This window comes from Ruegeria atlantica, from assembly GCF_947495585.1.
GTDB lineage: Bacteria > Pseudomonadota > Alphaproteobacteria > Rhodobacterales > Rhodobacteraceae > Ruegeria > Ruegeria atlantica_G.
Genome location: NZ_CANLZK010000003.1, coordinates 1 through 21,657 on the forward strand (window position 1 = coordinate 1; position 21,657 = coordinate 21,657).

General features: G+C 55.6%; 16 protein-coding genes, 2 pseudogenes and 1 riboswitch. Of the genes and pseudogenes, 8 read left to right on the forward strand and 10 right to left on the reverse strand.

Annotated features, from left to right (window positions below; all coding sequences use genetic code 11):
• Positions 1-148: 148 nt before the first annotated feature.
• Positions 149-1,078: an endonuclease/exonuclease/phosphatase family protein gene (locus tag QMP16_RS07785; protein WP_282151902.1), complete on the reverse strand. Its 930-nt coding sequence runs from the start codon at positions 1,076-1,078 to the stop codon at positions 149-151.
• A 64-nt stretch (positions 1,079-1,142) separates the two neighbouring features.
• Positions 1,143-2,726, reverse strand: a complete 1,584-nt coding sequence (locus QMP16_RS07790) for an ABC transporter substrate-binding protein (protein ID WP_282152168.1) — start codon at positions 2,724-2,726, stop codon at positions 1,143-1,145.
• A 158-nt stretch (positions 2,727-2,884) separates the two neighbouring features.
• On the opposite strand from QMP16_RS07790, the gene QMP16_RS07795 reads away from it, so the two are divergent.
• Both QMP16_RS07795 and QMP16_RS07805 read left to right on the forward strand, forming a co-directional pair.
• Positions 2,885-4,378, forward strand: a complete 1,494-nt coding sequence (locus QMP16_RS07795) for a PLP-dependent aminotransferase family protein (RefSeq protein ID WP_282151903.1) — start codon at positions 2,885-2,887, stop codon at positions 4,376-4,378.
• Positions 4,379-4,976: 598 nt separating this feature from the next.
• A pseudogene (locus tag QMP16_RS07805) lies at positions 4,977-5,164 on the forward strand (integrase core domain-containing protein); the annotation flags it as partial.
• Positions 5,165-5,306: 142 nt separating this feature from the next.
• On the opposite strand, the gene QMP16_RS07810 reads toward QMP16_RS07805, so the two are convergent.
• Entirely contained in the window at positions 5,307-6,902 is a 1,596-nt protein-coding gene (locus QMP16_RS07810) for a GMC family oxidoreductase (RefSeq protein WP_282151904.1), read from the reverse strand.
• 109 nt (positions 6,903-7,011) lie between these two features.
• Between QMP16_RS07810 and QMP16_RS07815 the strand changes: the two genes are divergently transcribed.
• From QMP16_RS07815 to QMP16_RS07840, 6 genes and pseudogenes are all read left to right on the forward strand, one after another.
• Complete coding sequence (locus tag QMP16_RS07815; protein ID WP_113791428.1) at positions 7,012-8,250, forward strand: TRAP transporter substrate-binding protein; 1,239 nt, start codon at positions 7,012-7,014, stop codon at positions 8,248-8,250.
• Positions 8,251-8,316: 66 nt separating this feature from the next.
• On the forward strand, positions 8,317-8,982 hold the full coding sequence (locus QMP16_RS07820; RefSeq protein WP_108859803.1) for a TRAP transporter small permease: 666 nt from the start codon (positions 8,317-8,319) through the stop codon (positions 8,980-8,982).
• Positions 8,982-10,340 carry a TRAP transporter large permease gene (locus tag QMP16_RS07825; RefSeq protein WP_058276698.1) on the forward strand — a complete coding sequence of 453 codons (1,359 nt, stop codon included), beginning with the start codon at positions 8,982-8,984 and terminating at the stop codon, positions 10,338-10,340. Before QMP16_RS07820 ends, QMP16_RS07825 begins: the two co-directional genes overlap by 1 nt.
• Before the next feature lie 11 nt (positions 10,341-10,351).
• Complete coding sequence (locus QMP16_RS07830; RefSeq protein WP_282151905.1) at positions 10,352-11,131, forward strand: IclR family transcriptional regulator; 780 nt, start codon at positions 10,352-10,354, stop codon at positions 11,129-11,131.
• Between the two features lie 132 nt (positions 11,132-11,263).
• A pseudogene (locus QMP16_RS07835) lies at positions 11,264-11,936 on the forward strand (IS6 family transposase).
• Positions 11,937-12,251: 315 nt separating this feature from the next.
• Positions 12,252-13,217: a GlxA family transcriptional regulator gene (locus tag QMP16_RS07840; protein ID WP_282151906.1), complete on the forward strand. Its 966-nt coding sequence runs from the start codon at positions 12,252-12,254 to the stop codon at positions 13,215-13,217.
• A gap of 31 nt (positions 13,218-13,248) precedes the next feature.
• Here QMP16_RS07840 and QMP16_RS07845 read toward each other — a convergent pair whose 3' ends face one another.
• The 7 genes from QMP16_RS07845 to QMP16_RS07875 all read right to left on the reverse strand — a co-directional run bounded on the left by QMP16_RS07845 (position 13,249) and on the right by QMP16_RS07875 (position 21,605).
• The gene (locus QMP16_RS07845) at positions 13,249-15,117 is read right to left on the reverse strand and encodes an adenylate/guanylate cyclase domain-containing protein (RefSeq protein WP_282151907.1); all 1,869 of its coding nucleotides are present in this window, start codon (positions 15,115-15,117) and stop codon (positions 13,249-13,251) included.
• Positions 15,118-15,183: 66 nt separating this feature from the next.
• Complete coding sequence (locus QMP16_RS07850; RefSeq protein WP_282151908.1) at positions 15,184-15,876, reverse strand: thiamine ABC transporter ATP-binding protein; 693 nt, start codon at positions 15,874-15,876, stop codon at positions 15,184-15,186.
• Positions 15,863-17,410 carry a thiamine/thiamine pyrophosphate ABC transporter permease ThiP gene (locus QMP16_RS07855; protein ID WP_282151909.1) on the reverse strand — a complete coding sequence of 516 codons (1,548 nt, stop codon included), beginning with the start codon at positions 17,408-17,410 and terminating at the stop codon, positions 15,863-15,865. Before QMP16_RS07855 ends, QMP16_RS07850 begins: the two co-directional genes overlap by 14 nt.
• A complete protein-coding gene (gene thiB, locus QMP16_RS07860; RefSeq protein ID WP_282151910.1) occupies positions 17,386-18,366 on the reverse strand; it encodes a thiamine ABC transporter substrate binding subunit in 981 nt (326 codons plus the stop codon). Before thiB ends, QMP16_RS07855 begins: the two co-directional genes overlap by 25 nt.
• A 33-nt stretch (positions 18,367-18,399) precedes the next feature.
• A riboswitch (TPP riboswitch) is annotated at positions 18,400-18,505 on the reverse strand.
• Between the two features lie 138 nt (positions 18,506-18,643).
• Positions 18,644-20,008 (reverse strand): ArsB/NhaD family transporter, encoded by a 1,365-nt coding sequence (locus QMP16_RS07865; RefSeq protein WP_282151911.1) that lies wholly within the window; start codon positions 20,006-20,008, stop codon positions 18,644-18,646.
• Positions 20,009-20,032: 24 nt separating this feature from the next.
• On the reverse strand, positions 20,033-20,521 hold the full coding sequence (locus tag QMP16_RS07870) for a CBS domain-containing protein (RefSeq protein ID WP_282151912.1): 489 nt from the start codon (positions 20,519-20,521) through the stop codon (positions 20,033-20,035).
• Between the two features lie 319 nt (positions 20,522-20,840).
• Positions 20,841-21,605 carry an enoyl-CoA hydratase-related protein gene (locus tag QMP16_RS07875; RefSeq protein ID WP_282151913.1) on the reverse strand — a complete coding sequence of 255 codons (765 nt, stop codon included), beginning with the start codon at positions 21,603-21,605 and terminating at the stop codon, positions 20,841-20,843.
• Between the last annotated feature and the right edge of the window lie 52 nt (positions 21,606-21,657).

Consider the following 21,657-nt stretch of genomic DNA (forward strand, 5'->3'; position numbering starts at 1 on the left):
GGAATGCCGCTACTCGAGCCGCTCGAAATCATGGCATCAGCATTCCCTGGTGGCCCGGAAGTTAATGTGACAACACCACCTGACAATGCCCAAGGCTCTCGTCTGGCAAGTCTTGGACATGGAAACCATCAGGAAGTTAGCAAAAATGCTAACATTCAATGTGCAGATCGACCCAATAGGGGCGGTGATCGGAACCAGTTGCGCTGCAATCCACCCATGCCCTCTCTATTGAATGGACCAAACCAGGAGTGATCAAACAATAGTCCAGTCGCAAAGGCTGTGCAGGTGCGCGATCAGGCGGGTCGGGCCACCACGTAAACCCGTCGCCATCGGATCTGTCCTTTGCAACGACCCAGCTGTCCGCAAAGCTGTCCCAGTGTAGGTTGTGACCGGTCGCTATGTCATGTTCACCGGTCAAAGCAGTGTATTCCGGACTGTCAGGAACTAAATTGAAATCGCCCAGCATAATTGTACTGTGGGGGGCTTTCGGCTCATGTTCACCCTGAGACCAATCCATGGCGTGGAAATTTGCCAACTCGATAGGGTCATGCTTCGGTGCCGATCCGGTCCAAGATCCACCACGAGCCCGCGCACCCTGATGCAGGGAAATCAGGTACTGCACCTGCAGCAACTTTTCCCGCCGGGACGCAGACGATAAATGCAAAGAATAGACTCGCAGCGGACCGTCCGGGCCGTCCAAGATGCTTTCAAGTGCACCAGTCTCCATGCCAAGGCTGCAAGCGGTGGCAATCTTGGGCAACAGGTGGCGGCGCACCTCCAGGATACGGAATTTAGACAGCAACATTACACCGAACTGGCGACGATGGTTTTTAACCCTGCCGTCTGTGCCAACGCTGCTGGCGTCCATGTCGAACGCCGGAAAATAGCTCCAATGGTAGTCGGGCAGGAAGCCCGCCAATTGTGCCGGCTGGTCTTCCATGCCGCTGCGGCGCCAGTTGCGCTCGACCTCTTGCAAGGCGATGATGTCGGCACCGCGCACCTCATCGGCGATACGAGCGCAATCATAAATCCCGTCCATACCCAGAGTGTAGCGGATATTGTAAGTGACCAATTTCATGGAACTTCTCAATACAGCGACGGGTTGTTTTGGGGCCGCCCACCGCTGTTTTCCGGAGCTTTGATTACAGCAGCCAAGTCTTGACCAGAGCGCCGTCGAACATGGTGCCACCACCCGGATCGCCTTCCCAACCGCCGATCTGTTCGCTGACCCCATCGATAAAATCATTGAACATCGGGATTATGGCGCCGCCTTCGTCGCGCACCATCAAACCCATCTCGTGGTAGAGCGATGTGCGCTTGATCGGATCAAGCTCAGCCTTGGCCTGCAACAGCAGTGCGTCGAAGTCTTCGCGCTTAAAGCGAGTGTCGTTCCAGTCGGCATCCGATTTGTACGCAGTTGAGTACATCTGATCCTGCACCGGACGGCCTGCCCAGTAGGACGCGCAGAACGGCTCCTTGTTCCAGACTTCGGACCAATAGCCATCGCTAGGCACGCGCTGGATCTCAAGCGGGATGCCTGCCTTGGCCGCACTTTGCTGATACAGCGCAGCGGCATCCACCGCGCTGGGGAAAGCGGCGTCCGACACTTTCAGCACAATCGGTCCATCGTGGCCGGATTTTTGGAAGTAATGACGGGCTTGATCCGGATCAAAGCTGCGCTGCTCGATATCCCCGGAAAACAGTGGATAAGCAGCGTTGATCGGCATGTCATTGCCAACGCTGCCAAATCCGCGCAGCACCTTGTCGACCATCTCCTGCCGATCGACGGCCAGTTTCAGCGCCATTCGCAGGTCGTTGTTGGCAAACGGCGGCGTGTCGGTGTGCATGACAAAGACATAATGACCGCGACCCGATATGGTCTCGATCCGCAGGCCAGGCGCGCGACCCAGCAACTTGGCGATCTTGGGCGACACCCGGTTGATGAAATGGACCTGACCGCTCTGCAGCGCTGCCGCGCGGGCGGTGTCATCGTTCAACACCAGGATCTCGATCTCATCGGCGTGGCCGCGGCCCTCGTCCCAATAATTGGCGAATTTTTTGAATGCGTAGCGGGTGCCGGCTTCGTTGACCTCGACAGTGTAGGGGCCGCTGCCAATGCCTGCAGCCGGGTGCGCCATACCACCATCCGGTTGAACCACCAGGTGGTAGTCCGCCATCAGGTATGGAAGGTCTGCATTCGGCGTATCCAGGGAAACGCTAAAATAGTCGCCATCCACCTTCATCGACGCGATACCGCGCATGATACCCAGCGCACCAGATTGTGCCTTTTCGTTTGAGTGGCGCTGCATTGTCTTAAGTATGTCGCCCGGCGTCAACGTTTTGCCATTGTGAAATTCCACACCCTTGCGAATCTTGAAGGTCCAGGTCTTTGCGTCATCGCTCGCCTCAACCGATTCCGCCAGGCGGGGAACAATCTCACCCTGCGGGCTGACTTCCACTAACAAATCGCCAAAGGCCGTAAGCACATTGGCAGTCACGGAGCTGGCAGACAGCGCTGGATCCAGGCTATCGGTGCTGGCGCCGCCTTGCAGGCCCGCACGAATCAAACCACCCTTTTTCGGACCTTCGGCGCGCACTGCAGAGGCCAAAAGGCTGTTAGCGCTGGCAGCGGCCACACCCAGCGCGCCAAGGCGGCCGATGAATTCTCGGCGGCTTATGAAGCCTTTGGCCGCCTGTTTCACATAGTGATTGATGATGTCAGACATGTTTTCCCCTGCTGGCGGCACTGGCCCCAGCAGGGCCATACAGCCTTCTTGTTGTTCATGTGCCCAAGTCAGGGCATTCACAGATTTGTTGGCAGAAAGTGGCTTTATTTACTACGTCCATTTGGGTTAAATGTTGCAAACCAATTTGGAGTTCGCACGTGCCAGGGCAAACCAAGCATTTTGCCCCACTGCCATTTTTGAAACTGGATCGCGAGGCTGGTACACCACTCTATCTGCAACTGGTTCAGCACCTGCGCCGGATGATCCAGAACGGGGAAATAAAACCTGGGCAAAAACTGCCCTCAACGCGCTGGCTAAAAGAACATCACGGAATAGCCCGCAGCACCCTTGTCGCCGCATTTGAGCAATTGGCCAGCGAGGGTTACCTGCAAAGCCAAACCGGTTCCGGAACTTTCGTCAACCCGGAGTTTCCAGGCCTAAACCCCAGCGTCAGGAACGTGCCGGAAACCACCCTTCCACCAAGGTTATCGAAGCGCGGCCAGGCGGTAACAGAGGGCCTGGATTCATCTTACTTCGATCCGGTCTTGGTGCGCCCCTTCCTGGCCAACGTTCCTGCCATAGATCTGTTCCCACACAAGATCTGGGGCCGGATCGAAAACCGAATCCGCAACCGGCTCGACAGTACAATGATGGCCTATGGCCAGCCCGGCGGCTTTGTACTCCTGCGTGAGGCAATCTGTGATTACGTACTGAACCGGCGCGGCCTGAAATGCAGCCCGAGTCAGGTCATTGTCACTACCGGCTCCCAGCAGTCGCTGAATCTGATTGCTGCTCTGCTGCTAAACCATGGCGACAAAGTGTTGATGGAGGATCCATCCAGCCCGGTGGTACGGGCTAGCTTTCTGGCTCAAGGCGGAGCCGTCGTTCCTGTCCCGGTGACGGAAACCGGCGCCGCCGTTCCGCCTGACGGCCCGGATTCTGATGGGGCACGTCTGGCCTATCTGACACCCTCCTGCCAGTATCCTCTGGGCGCCGTGATGCCGATTGCCCAGCGGTTAGAATGGATGGACTGGACCCGCCGCAATGATGCCTGGCTCATCGAGGATGATCTGGACAATGAGTTTATGTTCGGCGGACGCCCTGACCCGGCGATCTACTGCGACGACCATCATGCGCGTACCATCTACGTCTCCAGCTTCAACAACGCGCTCTTCCCGTCGCTGCGGCTTGGCTTCATCATTGCACCCCGGGCGCTGGCCAGGCCGCTGATTGCGCTCAGCGCCGTCACTGACCGCGGCCCCAACACATGGCTGCAGGCGGTTTTGGCAGAGTTTATTGAGCAGGGGCATCTGAACACTCATATCCGACGCATGCACAGTGCATATACACGTCGCCGCAAGGCGATGATTGACAGCTTTGCTCGCATTGCCAACCCGCTTGTGACCTTGCACAAGAACACTAGCGGGCTGAGAGTGATTGCAGACCTGCCTGCCAGCCTGCCGGATACGGAAATGCTGGATGTGTTGGATGCGCACGGCGTGGCGGCCTATGCGCTCTCATATTATTGCATGCAGCGGCAGGACTTGAATGGGTTATTATTGGGTTTTGGCTGCACCCATGAGGATGACATTCCGGCTGCGGTTGCGGGTCTTTGTTCATGCCTCTCTGACTTCAAGAACAATAAAATTTGAGGAAGCAGACTTTCACCTGAAAAAACTGTTACCTTTTGGAGACTTGGGCATTGTCAGGTTGTTTTCATTCGACTGAGAGATGCCATGCCGAGATGGTTTAGGCGGCCTGTTGGCCGCTGTACTGAGTCCACAAATTGTCGGCTTCCGCTCGTGAATGGCGATAAGATCAGGCTGAAAGACGGTTGCGTTTGGGTCGGAATAGGGCGGCGGTTCGATCGTGGACCGACAAGAACGGTTGCGCCTGAGAGGGTGACTTGAACTGGCCCATAACCTTCTGTCACCGCCTCGTATGTTCGTGTATAGCCTTAACACGATTATTCACTCCTTTTTGCTGGCGATGATCAATCTCCAGGGCCGATTTTGCCATATCGCAATATCGATGGCAGCTTTCGCAAGTGACTAGAGCAAACTCATAGTTTTCTCCATGCAGAAGGTGAACAACGAATGCTGTGGCGGGCCACGGGCGCTTTCCGGATGAAGGAAATTATGGCTGAGGGGCACCAAAGAGCATCGCAAGCGCGCACATCGTCGGCCTGATACCCAATGGTAAGACCGCCTACATCGACTCCGTTTGGCCTTAGGACAGCGGATATTGGGAAGCTTCAATGCCCGATTCCGCGACGAGGTGCTGAACGGCGAGACCCTCTACAGCCCACGGGAAGCTCAGGTCATGATTGAACGATGGGGAAAACACAACAACACAAAACGACCACATAGTGTCTTGGGCTACCGCCCACTGACCCCAGAAACCATCGTAGCGATGTACCCAGGCCGATCATGAACTAACATGCTAACTGGCCACTCAAGTGGGGCTGATCAGCGCCGAACGCTCTTGTCTTCGACGTTCCAGTGAAAAAGTTTTTGGATCTGGCCTTCTTGGACAGGTAAGGTTCTGCCAAAGATACGGAAGGTCACGTAGTATCCAAAATCACTTGTTTGCGCTTAGCAACTCACTGGCTTTTTCTCCGATCATAATCGCTGGGGCATTGGTATTGCCGCTGACGATTTCCGGCATGATTGAACAGTCGGCAACGCGCAGATTTTCGATTCCTTTGACCTTCAGGTTTGGATCCACAACAGAGCTTTCCGAGGTACCCATCGCGCAGGTTCCTGTCGGGTGATAGATCGAGACTGAATTCGAGCGCGCCCAATCCAAAGTGCCTTTGTAGTCATCGCGGGACAGATCAGAGGTTGGCCGGAACTCTTCTGAAATCTTAGAAGCCAGTGGATTATGCCGGGCGATGTCCCGCGCGATGTTCACGCCGTCGACGATCGTTCTGCAATCAGTTTCCGTCGACAAATAGTTTGGAATGATCTTGACGTAACTGGCCGGATCGGGGCCATCCAGACGCAGTTCTCCGCGGCTTTCCGGCCTCAGCTGACAGACGGACATTGTGAAGGCAGAAAACGGATGCACGCCCTCTCCGGGGCTGTCGGCAGACCAGGGTTGAACGTGGAATTGAATGTCAGGAGTCTGAACTTCGGGGCGGGTTTTCAGAAATCCGGTGGCCAGGCTGGCCGCCATTGTCATAGGTCCGGCCCGGAATAGCGCGTATTTCAGCGCGATCCGTGCCTGATTGAACAGGCTGCGCACTTCATCATTCAGCGTTGGCTCGTTGCATTTGAAGACCAGGCGTGCCTGCAAGTGATCCTGCAGCCCTTTGCCGACGCCGGGCAGCGAATGAACGGGTTCAATGCCGTTGGCCTTCAAGTGATCCGGGTCTCCGATGCCTGACAACATCAAAATCTGAGGTGAGTTGATGGCACCACCGGACAAGATGATTTCGCGGCGCACTTTGATCGACTTCACTTCACCCGATCGGTCGCGATAAAGAAGCCCGGTTGCTTTTTTGCCGTCCAGTTCGACCTTGGTTACCAATGCACGGGTGATGATGTTCAGGTTCGGCCTGTTCCTGATCGGTTTGAGGTATGCAACGGCCGCACTGCAACGACGACCATTCCGAGTGGTCAGCTGAAAGTAGCCAACGCCTTCCTGATCGGCCCCGTTGTAGTCAGGATTAAACGGGTAACCCGCCTCTTGGGCGGCGGCGACCCAGGCGTCACAGATCGGTCGCTGAATGCGCATGTTGGACACCGACAGCGGGCCGCCTGTACCATGAAATGCGTCTTCGCCGCGCTCTTGATCCTCGCTGCGTTTGAACAGAGGCAAGACGTCATCCCAGCCCCAGCCGACGTTACCCATCTGACGCCAGCGGTCATAGTCCTCTTTCTGACCGCGAACATACAAAAGCCCGTTCAACGAGGATGATCCCCCAAGAACCTTTCCGCGCGGCCAATCGATCGAGCGTCCATTCAAACCTGGATCTGGTTCAGTGCGGTAACACCAATCCAATGAAGGGTTATGCATGGTTTTGAAGTATCCAACCGGTATGTGAATCCACGGGTTGGTGTCAGGTCCGCCAGCTTCCAACAATGCCACTGTTGTGCTGGAGTCAGCGCTTAGCCGATTGGCAATGACGCAGCCCGAAGAGCCTGCTCCGACGACTGCATAATCCACCTCCATGACGGTCTCCTCTCAAGGTAACTGAAAAAAACACTATGCAAATTGCTGGAACTATACTAGCATTTTTTGATACAAAACGTCTCAATAATTGCGATCAGGGAGGTAAGCAATGGAGATCGGTAAGAAACTAAGCGGTGTCTCACGGCGGGATTTTTTTCGTGTGGCCGGGCGTTATGGCATGAGCTCAACGCTGCTGGCAGCGGGTGGCTTTGGCGGCGCGATGAGTTTGGCCAATTTGGCCCAAGCTGCAGAATCAACTTATGAAAAAAGGTTCTCGAAAGAACCCAAGCACACGCTGAAATTCGGTGCATCAGGTTTCAATACGCGCAACCTGCTGATCGAACGGGCAGGGGCCATCGAATTCGCCCGAGATCTGGAAGAACGCACTGATGGCGAGATTCGGATCGAGTTCATTGGCGACAACCAGATCTGCGGACAACTGAGCTGTGTTGAGAAGACTCAGCAGGGAATCGTCGACATTTATGCGGCGTCGACCCAGAACTCTGCGGGCGGTGCGCCATATCTGAACGTGCTGGACTATGCCTATATGTTCCCCAGCAGGGCGGCCCAGTATCATTTCTTCTACAGCCCCGAAAGCCAGCGCATTCTGCGAGACCCCCTCGAAAAGCGCCACGGGCTGAAATTCCTGTTCACCCACTGTGAACTGCGCGGACTGCAAATGGGCTCGACGTTCTCTGACAAGCCAACAGTCACCAAACTGGAAGAACTGTTCGGGACCAAGAACCGTGTGACAGGGACACAGCTTGGCCGGATCGCCATGCAGCTACTGAACCTGAATCCGGTACCGGTGGCATGGGAAGAAACGCTGGATGCGCTCAAGACGGGCCTAATTGATGGGGCCGAAACCTGGGCCTCGGCTGTGGCTTATGCCAACATGTCACCTGTGGTGTCGCAATCGGTGAATCTCAAGTTCTTCTGTGGCACTGAACATACGTCGATGTCGGCCAAGGTGTTCGACGGACTTGGTGGTGAACTGCAGGACGCTGTTATGGAATCGTCCTACTTCACGCAGGCCTTGATTCAGGGTGCAAATGAGGCAGCGTTGCTGAATACCGTGGGATTCTCGGAGCCGCAATTGCCTAACACGATCTTCGCAGAAAACGGTGTGCGTCCTGCCTTCCTGGCGGATGATCAGATCAAACTGGCCGAGGAAATGTGTGCGCCGAACTTCAATCCTGAACCATGGGCGCAGTGGCGCGAACGGCTGAATAAATGGGCTGGTGGCATCGACACATACCAGGAAATCTACGACATCGCGCGCGAGATTCCGGCAGACACACTGCCCGAAAATGTTGAGCCCCGCCGTTGGTGGAAGGGCGCGGCCTGATCTAACATTTAGAGCCGGCCCTTCACGGGCCGGTTTCACTAAACACCGACTGGGAGGACGGGGTTCATGTCTTTATGGGCAGATATCGGGGCAATTTTTGGCGCCTTGCTCAGCCGTGATTCATTCGAGATTCAATCCGCATTGGAATCTGACGCTGCCTGGGTTGTCGGCACAATTTTCGCCGCTCTTGGCGGCCTTCTGGTGATGCAGATCTATCGCAAAGTGCCCTTTGTTGAACGCCACTTTGAACGGTCGGTCATGGTGTATTCGTACCTCGCCATTGCACTGATCATCTTCTGGGGTGTGATCGACCGCTTCGTCTTCAACGATCAGGAACCCTGGTCCACCACCATTCCCCCGCTTCTTTTCATGATAATGGCCTGGTTTGGTGCGTCCTATAATGTCCGCCTACGCACCCATCTGAGTTTCAGCGAGTTTCGCACCGCGATGCCGCGCGGCGGTCAACTGGCGTGTTTGTTTTTGGATGCCATTTTGTGGTTCATCTTTGCAGTAATCGTCATCGTGACTACAACACGCCTCGTTGCGCTGTCAGCCTCGAACTTTCAGATCGTGCTTGGGACAGACAACATCATGCAATGGTGGTTTCTGTTGGCCGCGCCTGTGTCCTTCTTTTTGATGGTCGGTCGCGTGTTTCAGAATCTTGCTGACGACCTGCACAACTGGAAAACCGGAGAGCCGCTGATCAAGCAGGCCGTGATAGGGGCAGACTGATGACAGACGGAACTTTGGTTACACTAATTTCGCTGGGCGTCACGTTTTTGTTCATGTTGGGCGTACCGGTACTGCTGGTCATCGGATACTGGGTGATCGGATGCTCATTCGTTCTGGGTCTTACACTCGACAATATGGGTGCAGAGCTGCTGAACGTGTTTAACAAAGGCTTCGCCCTGTTGGCGATGCCGCTGTTCATCCTGACCGGTGATCTGATCAACAAATCGGGTATTGCAAGGCGGCTGAGCGATTTTGCTTACTCCTGCTTAGGCTGGATACGCGGCGGGCTGGCTATGGCATCGCTTGGGGCATGTGGATTGTTTGCGGCGATTTCCGGATCGAACTCCGCAACGACCGCAACCATCGGCTCAATGCTGCACCCTGAGATGGTTAAAGGCGGCTATGACGAACGCTTTAGCGCGGCCACGGCGGCGGCGGGCGGTACGGTTGGGATCATCATCCCTCCGTCGATCATCTTCATCGTCTATGGGTTTCTGATGAACCTACCCATTTCCGAGCTGTTCGTCGCCGGTATCATACCTGGTGCGCTTATGGTCTTTGGCATGCAATTTGCGTGCTGGATCATCTGTCGGATCAATGGGTGGGGGCACCTGATCCCGCTGCAACTGAATCGGATTCTCAAAACGGCATTTGGTGCATGGCTCGGCTTTTTCGCCATCGGCCTCGTGCTATGGGGCATCTATACAGGCAAGTTCTCACCGACCGAGGCGGCGGGTGTTACCGTTGGCTTCTGTGTCATCGCGGGCTTGGTCAGCTATCCGATCAACCGGATCATGGGCGCGCGGGATAATATCTCGCCCACAGACAAAAGCTTTGCCGAAATGCTGGTTGTCGAAGGCTTCACGATCCCTGAGATCCCCTCGATCGTGATCCGTTCGGCTCAGATCACGGGTATCCTTGCGCCGCTGATCGCAATCTCAGTGGTCATGCAGCAAATTCTGTCGCTGCTTGGAGCACAACAAACGATCGGAGATTTCGTGACTTCGATGGGGGGATATTACGCGGTTCTGTTCACATCGATGGTCATCGTCTTCTTCTCAGGCATGGTGCTGGAAAGTCTGCCGGTCACGATTATCCTTGCGCCGATCCTCGCGCCAATTGCTGCGTCGGTAGGGGTCGACCCGATCCATTTCTCGGTGATCTTCCTTGTGGGCGCATCGATCGGGTTCATCACGCCGCCTTATGGCTTGAACCTCTATGTTGCGTCCGGTGTGACAGGCGTGCCTTACTTCCGGCTGCTGCGCTACACTGTGCCGTATCTTGTGGCATTGCTGTCTGTGTGGATTTTGGTCTCTCTGGTGCCTGATCTGGCCTTGATCCTGCTGCCAAACAACTAGAGTTTAGCGGGATGGAAAACGTAGACACGCGAGACAGAGAATCCCAAATCCCGACGAATCTGCGTTTGCTGGTTATTCTTGAAGAGGTTGCAAAGCGCGGGGTCGCAGTCAAACCGTCAGACCTGATTGAAGCATTGGGTCTGGCGAAGCCGACAATCCATCGCCTGCTTCAAACGGCTGAGGCCGAAGGGTTCCTTCAACGTGATCTGGATGGGCGGTCTTACGGTCCCGGGCCACGTTTGCGGCAGCTTTCGGTGAACACGGTCTCGTCGGAGCACCTTCGGACAGCCCGCCTTGCGATCCTTCGGGGCATCGCCGATGAAATTGGCGAGACCTGCAACCTCGCTATCCCGGATCGGGAAGGAATGATATATCTGGACCGGGTAGAAACGAAATGGCCCCTGAGGATTCAATTGCCGATTGGCACTCAGGTTCCGTTTCATTGCACGGCCAGCGGCAAGATGTACCTGTCCACGCTTCGTGAGAACACGTTGGACGGGTTTCTTTCCGCTCGTAAGCTGAACGCGAACACTAAGAAAACAATAACTGATCCAGAATCTCTGCGCGCCGAAATCATGAACATCGCGCAAAGAGGGTATTCAACGGACGACGAAGAATTCATGCCCGGGATGACCGCCGTAGCTGTCCCTGTTCTGGATGGGCACGAAAGGCTTGTGGCTACGTTGTCTGTTCACGCGCCAACCCAGCGTCACGAATTGGACAGTTTGATGCAGTTTCTTTCGCTGCTGCAGTTTGGAGCGACCAAAATATCGGGATTGCTGGCGTCATAGATGCGTTTTGAAAGACTTGTTACTTAGCGAATCTTCAACAAATTGGTCGTGTCGCTAACTTTTGGTCTTGGCCAACGGCCACCTAGGTTCCAGCGCTTGTTCCCTGCGAATAGTTATCCAACTAGTATCAGGTTGAACTCCCTAAAAGGCTTCCATTTCCCAAAGGATACGGTGCTATACGCTTTGTATTGCTTTCTTCGATTCGCTGTATCCTTTCGCGATTTGGAGAAGATCATGGGTGAACGCGGTGTGCGGGTAGACCATACCATTCAGAACAGGCGCGTTGCGATATTTTTGTCGTTGATCGCAGCGCGAGTGCCGACGAAGATACAACCCGCGCCGATGTCTTGGCGCTTGGACGAAACTTACGTACATGTTCGTCGAAAGTGGACGTACCTCTATCGCGCAGTCGACAAAACAGGAAATAACCTTGACTGAGCCCAGGAACAGTCCGCTGTCAATTAGGTTAATTTACTAAAGTGCTGCCCACAAATGGCATTCCGGACAAGATCGTGATCGACAAGAGTGAAGCCTATGCGGCCGGTACTTGGGAAGTGAACATGATCTTGAAGCGTATTGGCTGTCTTGCAAATATTAAAGCGATAAGGTGCAAGGATTGAATAACATGATCGTACAAGATCATCGTTTCACAAGGCGGCGTGTTCGACACATGTGAGGGTTCATGTCATTCGAAACCGCGTCGGCCACCGTAGATGGGATCGAGGTCGCAAACATGATCGGAAAGAGGCAATTCTCCTGCGCGACGACCTCAAGCTTTCGGTTACTTTCCGAGCTTTCTGGATAAGTGCATCAAAACGAAGACTAATCCCAGCCATTCGGAAGTTTTGTTACACAATCGATTGGAACAACATAAGCCATCTTAAGTAATGCGTTTTTGCGCACAGGGCGGTTCGGCTCCTGCTTTTCAGTATGTACGGTTGTGGCCGGGAGCGTTCGGTCGCGACAGCCCTGGCGATTGGGCACGCGGACTTGTTCCTTGCGTTCAAGCCTATGATCGGTTCAAACTGGGTCCTCGCCAATTGATGTTCGGCTGTCCTAAAGATTGATCGGGTCTTTTAAGGGGCTATCGCGCTGATAAAGAACAACAAGATCTCGTCGAATGTTAGCACCCACAGACAAATCGAAGACCGAACAGCAGATAACTTTCGAGATTTTTGTTCAGGCGGAGTTTGCTTACTTGGAGCTGTCGTCCATCATTGCCGTTTTGCAGACGGCAAACGATGTTCTCAACCGCGATCTCTTTCGGTGGCAGATTACGTCGGACACGCCCGGTCTGGTGTCCAGCTGCTCAGACCTGATTGTACGTGCAACGCCTGCCATCTCTGACCAGTATCTGAGCGATTGCCTGTGTGTCGTGGGCGGTCAGTTGGGAGATGTCAGCACATGGCTGCGACGCGTCCGGGCAATGCAAAAACACAAACGACCGGTTGCCTTGTTTTCGGACGCGGCACGCGAATATATCAAGGCGACAGTGCAACAATCCGGGCCGGTCACGGCACATTGGCGCGACATAGGTTTACTGCGTGAGATTGGGGATTACCCCATGCTTTCTGAAAGTCTTGTTGCCCGAAATGGAACAGTGCTGACTTGCGCCGGGCACGGTCATACCGCGGAGGCGATCATCGGCATTCTGGCTGAGGTTCTTGAGCCTCAGGACAGGGCTGAACTGGCCTGCCAATTGATGCTGAACGACGTTCGGGGCCACGCGCAAGAGCAACCCAAAGGCCTGAGCGCGAACCCGAACTTCCTGGAAAAGCGGCTACAAAACGCGATCCGCATCATGGAAGAAAACACCGAACACCCGTTGCCAACGGCCAGCCTTGCCCGCCGTGTGGGCGTATCCACCCGGCAGTTAGAGCGTCAGTTTATGCTGCACCTGAGTACATCGCCTGGAAAATTTTATAGAAAGATCAGGTTGAAAAAAGCGTTTACCCTGGTTTCGAACTCGCAAATGCCGATTATTGACATCGCCATTGCCTGCGGTTTTGCGTCAACCTCTACGCTTGCCCAGACATTCAAGGCCGAATACGGCAAAACACCAAAGCAATTGCGGCGCACCGATTGACCATTATATGGCCTCTGGAATTTCTGGCAGGTTATGCTGAGGTGCCAAGGGTCTTATCTGCATCGCAAAGGCGGTAGACATTCACTTTCCTTGAACGTCCTTTGACAGTGAATTCGCCGCAGTCGATCAGATGAAAAGCCGGGCTGATCAGGCGCGCTGTGGCATCGCTGATCAAAATCCTGGTTTGCTCGTCACTTGGCAGTTCGCCTACCAGGGTTTCGATCCGGGCGCAGGTGTTCACCGTGTCGCCGATCACCGTGTAATTCATCCTGTCGACGGCCCCGATATTGCCGACAATCAGCGGTCCGGTGTGCACCGCGATTTTGACGCCGTACGCAACGCCAGCCTCAACCAGAGATCGCTTGATGGCCATTGCAGCCCGGCAGGCGCGCTCGGCATGATCCGTCTGGTCCTGAGGGGCACCCCAGAACGCCATCGCCGCGTCGCCGATGTATTTGTCGAGCGTTCCGCCCTCGGCCTCGATACAGCGGTTCAGGATTTCGAAATGCCGGTTCAGCATTGCTGCCGTGGCTTGTGGCGTCATGGCCTCGGATGCGGGTGTGAACCCCACGATGTCGGCGAACATGACGGTCAGTTCGACTTCGCGCGGCAACACAAGGTTAGGGTCTCCGGTCTTTAGCATTTGCCGTACAAGGGTTCGGGGCAAATAAGTTTCAAACCAGCGCAGCCCGTCGAGCATCTTGTTGAAGGCAACAGCCTGAAGGTTCAGTTCTGAGACCCGAGAGGGGGGCAGGTGGTCGATCTGGTTCAGATTCAGCTCGCTGATTTTGATGGCTTCTTCGGTCGACCTGTGAATGGGTGCCGCCAATCGTCTGGCCAACACAAGCGCCGCAATGACCGAAGCGATCAGTAAACCAAGACTGACCAGGGCGGCATCACTCAGCCGGGACCATTGGTTGCTCCAATCGCTCAGCGGAGAATACTGCCCGATCACCCACGGCTCAGATCCGAAGCCGTTGACGATGCTTGTCAAAACCAGGTGTTCTCCGTCCAGCGCCTCGACCACATATCCGACAAATGTTCCATCGTTGCCCTGAAACTCGGGTGGCTGCATCAGCATTTGTGAGATGACCGCGTCATCAAGTGCTGCGACCGAATGCAAGGGGGCGTTTGAGCTTAACGTGTTTGCAGACAGGTTCAGCAATTTGGGATGGGCCAGAACGCGAGCGTCACCGTACAGAACAAAACCGGTTGCCCCGTATTTCCCGCTTAACTCGTCGACCAGGCCCGAGAAATGGTGAACGGTAGAAGAAACGAGCACGGCCCCGAGAAAAATACCGTCTTTATAGGCAGGCACAGTCGCTGAGATATGTGTCCGGCCCTGGTCAAAGAAGGGTTCGTTCCAGAACAAACCATCATAGCCTTTAACATCTTTAAGATACTGAAGCGTGCCTGCAGCCGGAGGCTCGTATGACGTTATTAAACGTGGCCCCTCAACATCCGTGATATGTGTTGAAATGAACAGACTGCCGTCAGGATACACAATGGCAAGATCTGTCAGATACGGGACCGAAGCCACCACGCCTTTGAAATAGGCTTTCAGAAAATCGGTGTCATGCAGATCGACTTCGCCAGTGCTTGCGTCTTCTTGCAGGGACTGTGCCAGTTCCTCGATCGGAGTCGTCAGGCTGAAGATGTCGTCTTCGATGGATTCGACGATCATCGCGGCAGACGTATTCAACAGTTCCGTCGTGTTCTGAAAATTGGCATAAGTCGAAACCAACAGAACTGCGCCAGCCGATATTGCCACCAGTCCGCCAATGGTCAGCGCCAGCAGAGTAGAAATCCGGATTTTCAACCTTGTCTGGCGGTTGCTTTGCGCCTGGGCGCTTTTGTCGATCACGCCAGTGTGCTGCGTATGCTTGTCTTCGTTGACCATCTTTGAACGATATTTAGCTTGGCGACCCGTTACAACGCCTCGTTGACGTCTAAGGCGGGATCACCGTTAGCCAAGATAGGCACGCAGGCTTGGCGGCGGGTTGTCAAAGAGTTCCGCTGTCTGAACGGGGGCATGCACCGTTTCGTCTGCAACAAGTACGGTTTGGTCGGCAATACGGCGTGCATCCTGCGGATCGTGGCTGACCATCAATAGGGTCGTTTGGGTTTCGGCCACCAGATCGGCCACCAAATCTAGCATTTCGGCTTTCAAGGCTGGCCCAAGGGCTGCAAATGGTTCGTCCAATAGCAACAGTTCGCGCCGCTGCACAAGTACGCGGGCCAGGGCAACCCGGCTTTGCTGTCCTCCGGACAGTTCCGAGGGTTTGCGCGCGCCCATACCATGCAAAGAAACCCGGCCCAGAGCGGACTGAACCTGTGCATCCTCGTCTGCGGACAACCGACCGTTTGGGCGCAGGCCCAGGGCGATGTTTTGTTCAGCCGTCAGATGCGGAAACAGGTTTCCGTCTTGAAACAGCATCGCCATAGGGCGCTTGCCGGGATGCAAGTTGGAAATCTGCTGACCACCCCAAAAGATCTGACCCTTTTTCAGATCCCGAAATCCAGCGATAGTCTCCAGCAATGTGGACTTGCCCGCCCCGGACGGGCCGACAATGGCAATGCTGTTGCCAACCTCGATCTGGATATCCGCGTTTAGGGTGAAATTCCCGTTTTCAATCACGCAGCCGTCAAGCTTCAGCATGCCAGCGCCCTCCTCGGTCCAATAGCCAGAATGCGCCCATGGACAGCAGCAACAGCAGTAATGCCCCGCCTGCAGCAGCCTGCATCTGATAGGCACCCATCAAGCGGTAGATTTGCAAGGGCAGGGTCGCGATCTGCGGATCGGCGAACAGTGCGATCACACCCAGATCACCCATTGACAGAGCCGCCCCAAGGCCAGCGGCAAAACCGATCTGTGGACGCATGCGCGATAGCAAGATGCGTGTAAAAAACGTCCATTTTGTCATATCCAATGAAAGCGCGAGACGTCCGTGCCTAGCGGTTATGTCGCGCGCCGCGGGGACCAGAATGCGTAAAGCAAAGGGCAGGGCCATCGCAGCATTCACCAAAGCCGTGACAGGCAGAGCCAATGTCGTCGGGTTTGCCAAAGGCCGGATCAGGATGAACAGGCCCGTACCGATCACCAGTGGCGATGCCGCCAAGCCCAAAATGCCGCTGAGTTCCACAAGCCCGTACCGGCCGCTCGCGACAGCGGTGGCCATGGGCAAAGCAAGCAAAAGCAGGACTGCGGTGCTTGCAGCGGCAACTAAGACCGAGATCAGCGCAGCCCGAAAAACGATTGCGGGCATGTCAAACAACCCGGCAACTCCCGAGATTACGACCGATGCTAAAGGCAGTAGCAAAAAGACGGCCGCTGTGACGATCCAGAATACATCTATCGTCGGCGCACCCCCGTCCCAGCGGCGCAAGGCGCGATCGAGACCTGTTCCGAAACCGTCCCCGCGCGAAAACTTCAGCGCCACTAAAGCGGTCACAGCTGTCAGGGCAAGTTGCAGGGCGGACAACAAGGCGGCGCGGCCCAGGTCAAAATCGTAGGTGAAGGCCTGATAGATTGCCAGTTCGATTGTTGTAGCCCGTGGCCCTCCGCCCAAGGTGAGGGCAACGGCGAAGCTGGTCAGGCAGATGGCGAAGATTACTGCAAGAACCCCGGGCAGGGTCCGTTTGAGCATGGGCATCTCGATCAGTCGAAACATGGCCATGCCATTGCAGCCCAGTTGTGCGGCCAGGCGAAACCGTTCTGCAGGAATTTCCTGCCAAGCTTGCAACACAAGGCGTGTGGCCAGGGGCAGGTTGAAGAACACATGCGCCAGTACGACGCCATGCAAGCCGTAGATTCGTATGGGCGGCAGGCCGAAAATGCCGAGGATGTCCGAGATCCATCCCGACCGGCCAAAGACTTGCAGCAGACCCAGAATGGCAACGATGACCGGCAGGATGAAGGGCGCGCCCAAAAGCGCAATTAAAGCACGTCGGCCGGGGAACCTCCGACGTGCCAAAGCCCGCGCAACCGGCACGGCCAACACCACGCTGAACAATGCGGACAGCGTGGCTTGGGTCAGCGTGAACCGCAGCGCAGCCCAATCGGCGGGGCTGAACCCGCCGCTGGTTTCAGCGCGCAGCGCAACCGCCGCAAGGGTGCCCAGGATCAGCGCGGCGACCAGGGCCGCTGCACCGATACCGGGCCATGGGCTTACTGGCTGAGCGCGTTCTGCCATTCTGCCAGGGCCTGATCCCGCACGGCGGCGGCTTCATCGGGAGAGAATAGCAGCGATTTTGCCGGCACCGTCAGGGTGTCGAACCCTTTCGGCAAACCTTCTGCCGGGGTTACGGCCGGATACATCCAGTTGGTTGTTGGAATGATCTGCTGGAACGTGTCCGAGACCATGAACTCCAGAAACTGATCCGCCAGATCGGCTTGATCTGTTGCGGCCAGCTTTGCCGCTACTTCGACCTGCAGGTAATTGCCTTCGTCGAAAGCTGACGCAGCTTTGCTGCCGTCATCCTCGGCGATCAGGTGATAGGCCGGAGATGTGGTGTAACTGAGGACCATGTCCGACTCGCCCTCAAGGAACAGGCCGTATGCCTCGGACCAACCTTTGGTGACGGTTACGATGTTGTCGGAAAGATCAGCCCAAATCTCTGGTGCTTCGTCACCATAAGCTGCTTTGACCCACATCAGCAGACCCAGACCGGGCGTGGACGAGCGAGGGTCCTGGATGATGATCTTTGTATCGCTGTCCGCCAGCGCCCGGAAGTTCGCAGGCGCTGTCGCATCCGCTTTGTGAACAAAGGCGAAGTAGCCCCAGTCATACGGGGTGAACGTGTCATCGGACCACTCGATCGGCAGTGCGAAGTCGGCTGAGACAGAATTGGGCGCAAACAGGCCAGTTTCCCGGGCCGCTGCAATTAGATTGGTGTCCAATCCAAGCACGACGTCAGCGTCAGAGTTTTCCCCCTCAAGCCGGACACGCGACAAAAGGGCGGCTCCGTCTTCGACGCCAACAAGGTTCAGCTCGCAGTCGCAGACCGCTTCAAAAGCTTCTTTGACCTGCGGGCCGGGGCCCCAGTCGGATACAAAGCTGTCATAGGTGTAAACGGTAAGCTGAGGCTTGTCGGCGGCGATAGCCGAAGTTGCACTCAGAAGTCCCGCAGCAATTAGCAGATGTTTCATGTCATCCTCCATTGCGGCGAGAGGGCAAGGATGGATGAAACCGAAACCCTTCCCTCCGCCGGTTCTAGCCGGTTCAGGTTCTACGGGTTCGCTTGTTAAGCATCTCAGCGCGGCAGGCCGTGCTCCCCGAGGTGAGGCCGTCACTAGGGGGGATTGGCCAGAAAGACAACCAAATTCGGCGCCTCAGCGCGGTGCGTGTCGTATGCGGGCAAGTAAACCTGTCCGGAGTCCGACGCCCTTTGAACCTGTACTACGTTTGGTTCAAAGGGCCATAGGGTCAGAAGTAACGCAGCCAAATATAAACGTTCGCGATCATCAGGGTCAGGATCATGATCGGGAATGCAATTTTGGCGAAGGCGATGAAGCCGATGGGCTGCTTGGCCTTTTCCGCAAAAGCGGCCACCGTCAGGTTGGCGCTTGCCCCCAACAGCGTGCCGTTGCCGCCCAGACAGGCGCCAAGCGCCAGCGACCACCACAGTGGTTCAATCGCGTCCTTGCCGCCAAACGTGTCTGCGGTGGACTCGATCAGGGGGATCATCGTTGCCACGAACGGAATGTTGTCGAGGATTGCGGACAAAATGCCGGAGGCCCAAAAGATGAAGAACGCGGTCCACATCATGTCGCCTTGGGTCAGCTCCAACACTTTCTCACCGAAGAATGCTAGCAGTCCAACATGTTCGACACCGGCAACAATGACGAACAGCCCACCGAAGAAAAAGATTGTGACCCATTCAACTTCACCAAAGATGTGGTGAACCGACTCCGACTGTTCTTCACCGCTTTGATGGCCATAGGCCAGCAGCATCAACAGGCCCGCTCCGGCCAGCGCTGAGGTGCCCGGCTGAATGCCGTAGCCATGCCCAAGCGTGAAGCCCAGCAAAACCAGAGCCAAAACGGCCAGAGACTTGATCATCAAGACAACATCAGTGACCGCCTCGGATTCATTGAACCCCATGATCCGATCGCTGGCCGATTTCGGAATGCTTGCCAGTTCCTTGCGGTTCATCAGGTAAATGATGCCTGTCAGGACAACCAGACATATGGCCGAGATAGGCGCCAGGTTCACCACGAAATCGTTGAAGCTCAGCCCTGCGGCCGAGCCAATGATGATGTTGGGCGGATCACCGATCAGCGTCGCGGTGCCACCCACGTTCGAGGCCAGGATCTCGGCGACAAAGAACGGGAACACACGCGTTTCCAGGGCTTCGGTGATCAGCAGCGTAATCGGGGCGATCAGCAAAACGGTCGTTACGTTGTCCAGCAGGGCCGAGAACACCGCCGTAATGAGCGTCAGCATGATCAGGATGCCGGTTGGATTGGCTTTCACCGCTTTTGCGGCCTTGATCGCCACGTATTGGAACAATCCGCATTTGCTGGTGATCCCCACGATGACCATCATGCCGATCAGCAGTGCCAGAGTGTTGGCGTCCACACCCGCCACGGCCTGTTCCTGATTGATGATGCCAAACAGGACCATCAGGGACGCGCCCAGCATCGTCAGAATGGCGCGGTTAACCTTTTCGGTGATCAGGACCGCATACACCAAAATCAGAATTCCGGTCGCGATCCAAAGCGGATCAATGCCCAATAGTTGTGGAACAGAGAGAGCGGCCTCTCCGTGTGACGTCGAATGCGTAGCCAAGGTTTTAGTCCGGTTTGTATAGGGTTAGCTGAGTGCGCGATCCAAAAGCGAATTGGCGCTTACGGTGCCAACGAAACGGTTGGTTTCGGGCTCAACAAGGATCACGTGCCGTTTGAATTTGTAGATCAGGAAGATACCTTCCATCACCGGCGTATCAGGTGCAGCAACAGGGATGTTCGAGGGCCTCGACATGTTGTCGCGAACCTTTTCGGTCTTCAGCCGCTCCATCTGTTGTTCGAAATCTTCCCGTGTCAGGTTCATGAAGCTGAGCGAGTCGATCGCGACGCGCGACGCATCATCATTCAGACCGATTGTTGCCGCCTTCGGCAGGATCAGTTTCAGCAGTGTCGGGGCGGTGAAGACGCCAACATATGTTCCGTCTTCGGACACGACAGGCAGAAACCGTGCCCGGCTGCCCCTGATGATGTTGAAGGCCGTGGCGATGCTTTCATCCGGCAGAATGGTTTTTTGTACCTCTTGCGGTACCATCACGTCATAGCAGGTTAGGCCCATGCTTTTCCTCTGACTTCACGTGGCTTTCGGGTGAAACGGCATCCAAAAGCCACAAGGCACGCCCTTTTCGGCTTGTGAAAGCGTGTCAGGGCGAATCAAAATTTGTTGATGCGCACTGATTCCATTGCCGGGCGGAATTGACCAGCCCGGTAATGAAATTAAGTTGATAACCTTCCGTCATTGGCGACGTAGGCCAATAACGGAAGGTTGGTTTCAGCTTGCGTTTGTGTCCGCGGCGTTTTGTGCCTCAGCTTTCGTTTCCGAAATAACCGGGGCTGCCTTCGAGGCGTGGAAAGCCGCAGTCGCTCAAAGGCCCGGGTCAGCTGTAATTCGGTGTGCGTTTTTGTAGTTTGGCCGCAACGCTTTCGGCGAAATCTGGGGATTGTAGCTGCGCGGCAAAGATCTTGATTTCTGCGGCCATGTGTCCGGCCACTTCGTCACGCTGATTGCGGATCAGGGCCTTGGACTGTTTGAGCGCTACCGGGGATGAGTCCGCAATGGCTTGTGCGATCTCCTGGACTTTGCCCATCAACTCACCGTCGGCAAAGACGCGCGCGACCAACCCGTGGTTCAGGGCATCGGATGCCGTCAGAACCCGCCCGGCCAGCAAGACGTCATTGGCGACAGCCATACCGAGGGACGCAGGCAGCAACATCGAAGAACCGGCCTCGGGCACCAGACCCAGTTGGACAAATGGAGCGCTGAATGAAGCGCTGTTCGCGGAATAGACCAGATCGCAGTGCAGCAGCATGGTCAGGCCAACGCCAATTGCAGAACCGTTTACTGCGGCGATCAGGGGTTTCGGACAATCCCGGATCGCATTCAGGAACCGAATAATCGGATTTTCAGCGTCACCCGCCGGAAGACCGCCTGTCATAAAGTCCTGCAGGTCATTTCCGGCTGTGAACATATCGCCTTCACCAGTGATGACCAGCGCCCGGGCTTGATCGGTTTGACCGTATTCTTCGATGGCTTTAGCTATCGCGGTATACATGGCAAAAGTGATCGCGTTTTTCTTGTCTGTGCGAGAAATCGTGACTGTGGTGACGCGATCCTGAGTGCTGACGATGATATGTTCGCTCATGGCGTTATTCCTTGGATGTCCGGCGGAATTTGTGCCGCGTCGGCTGTGGGTT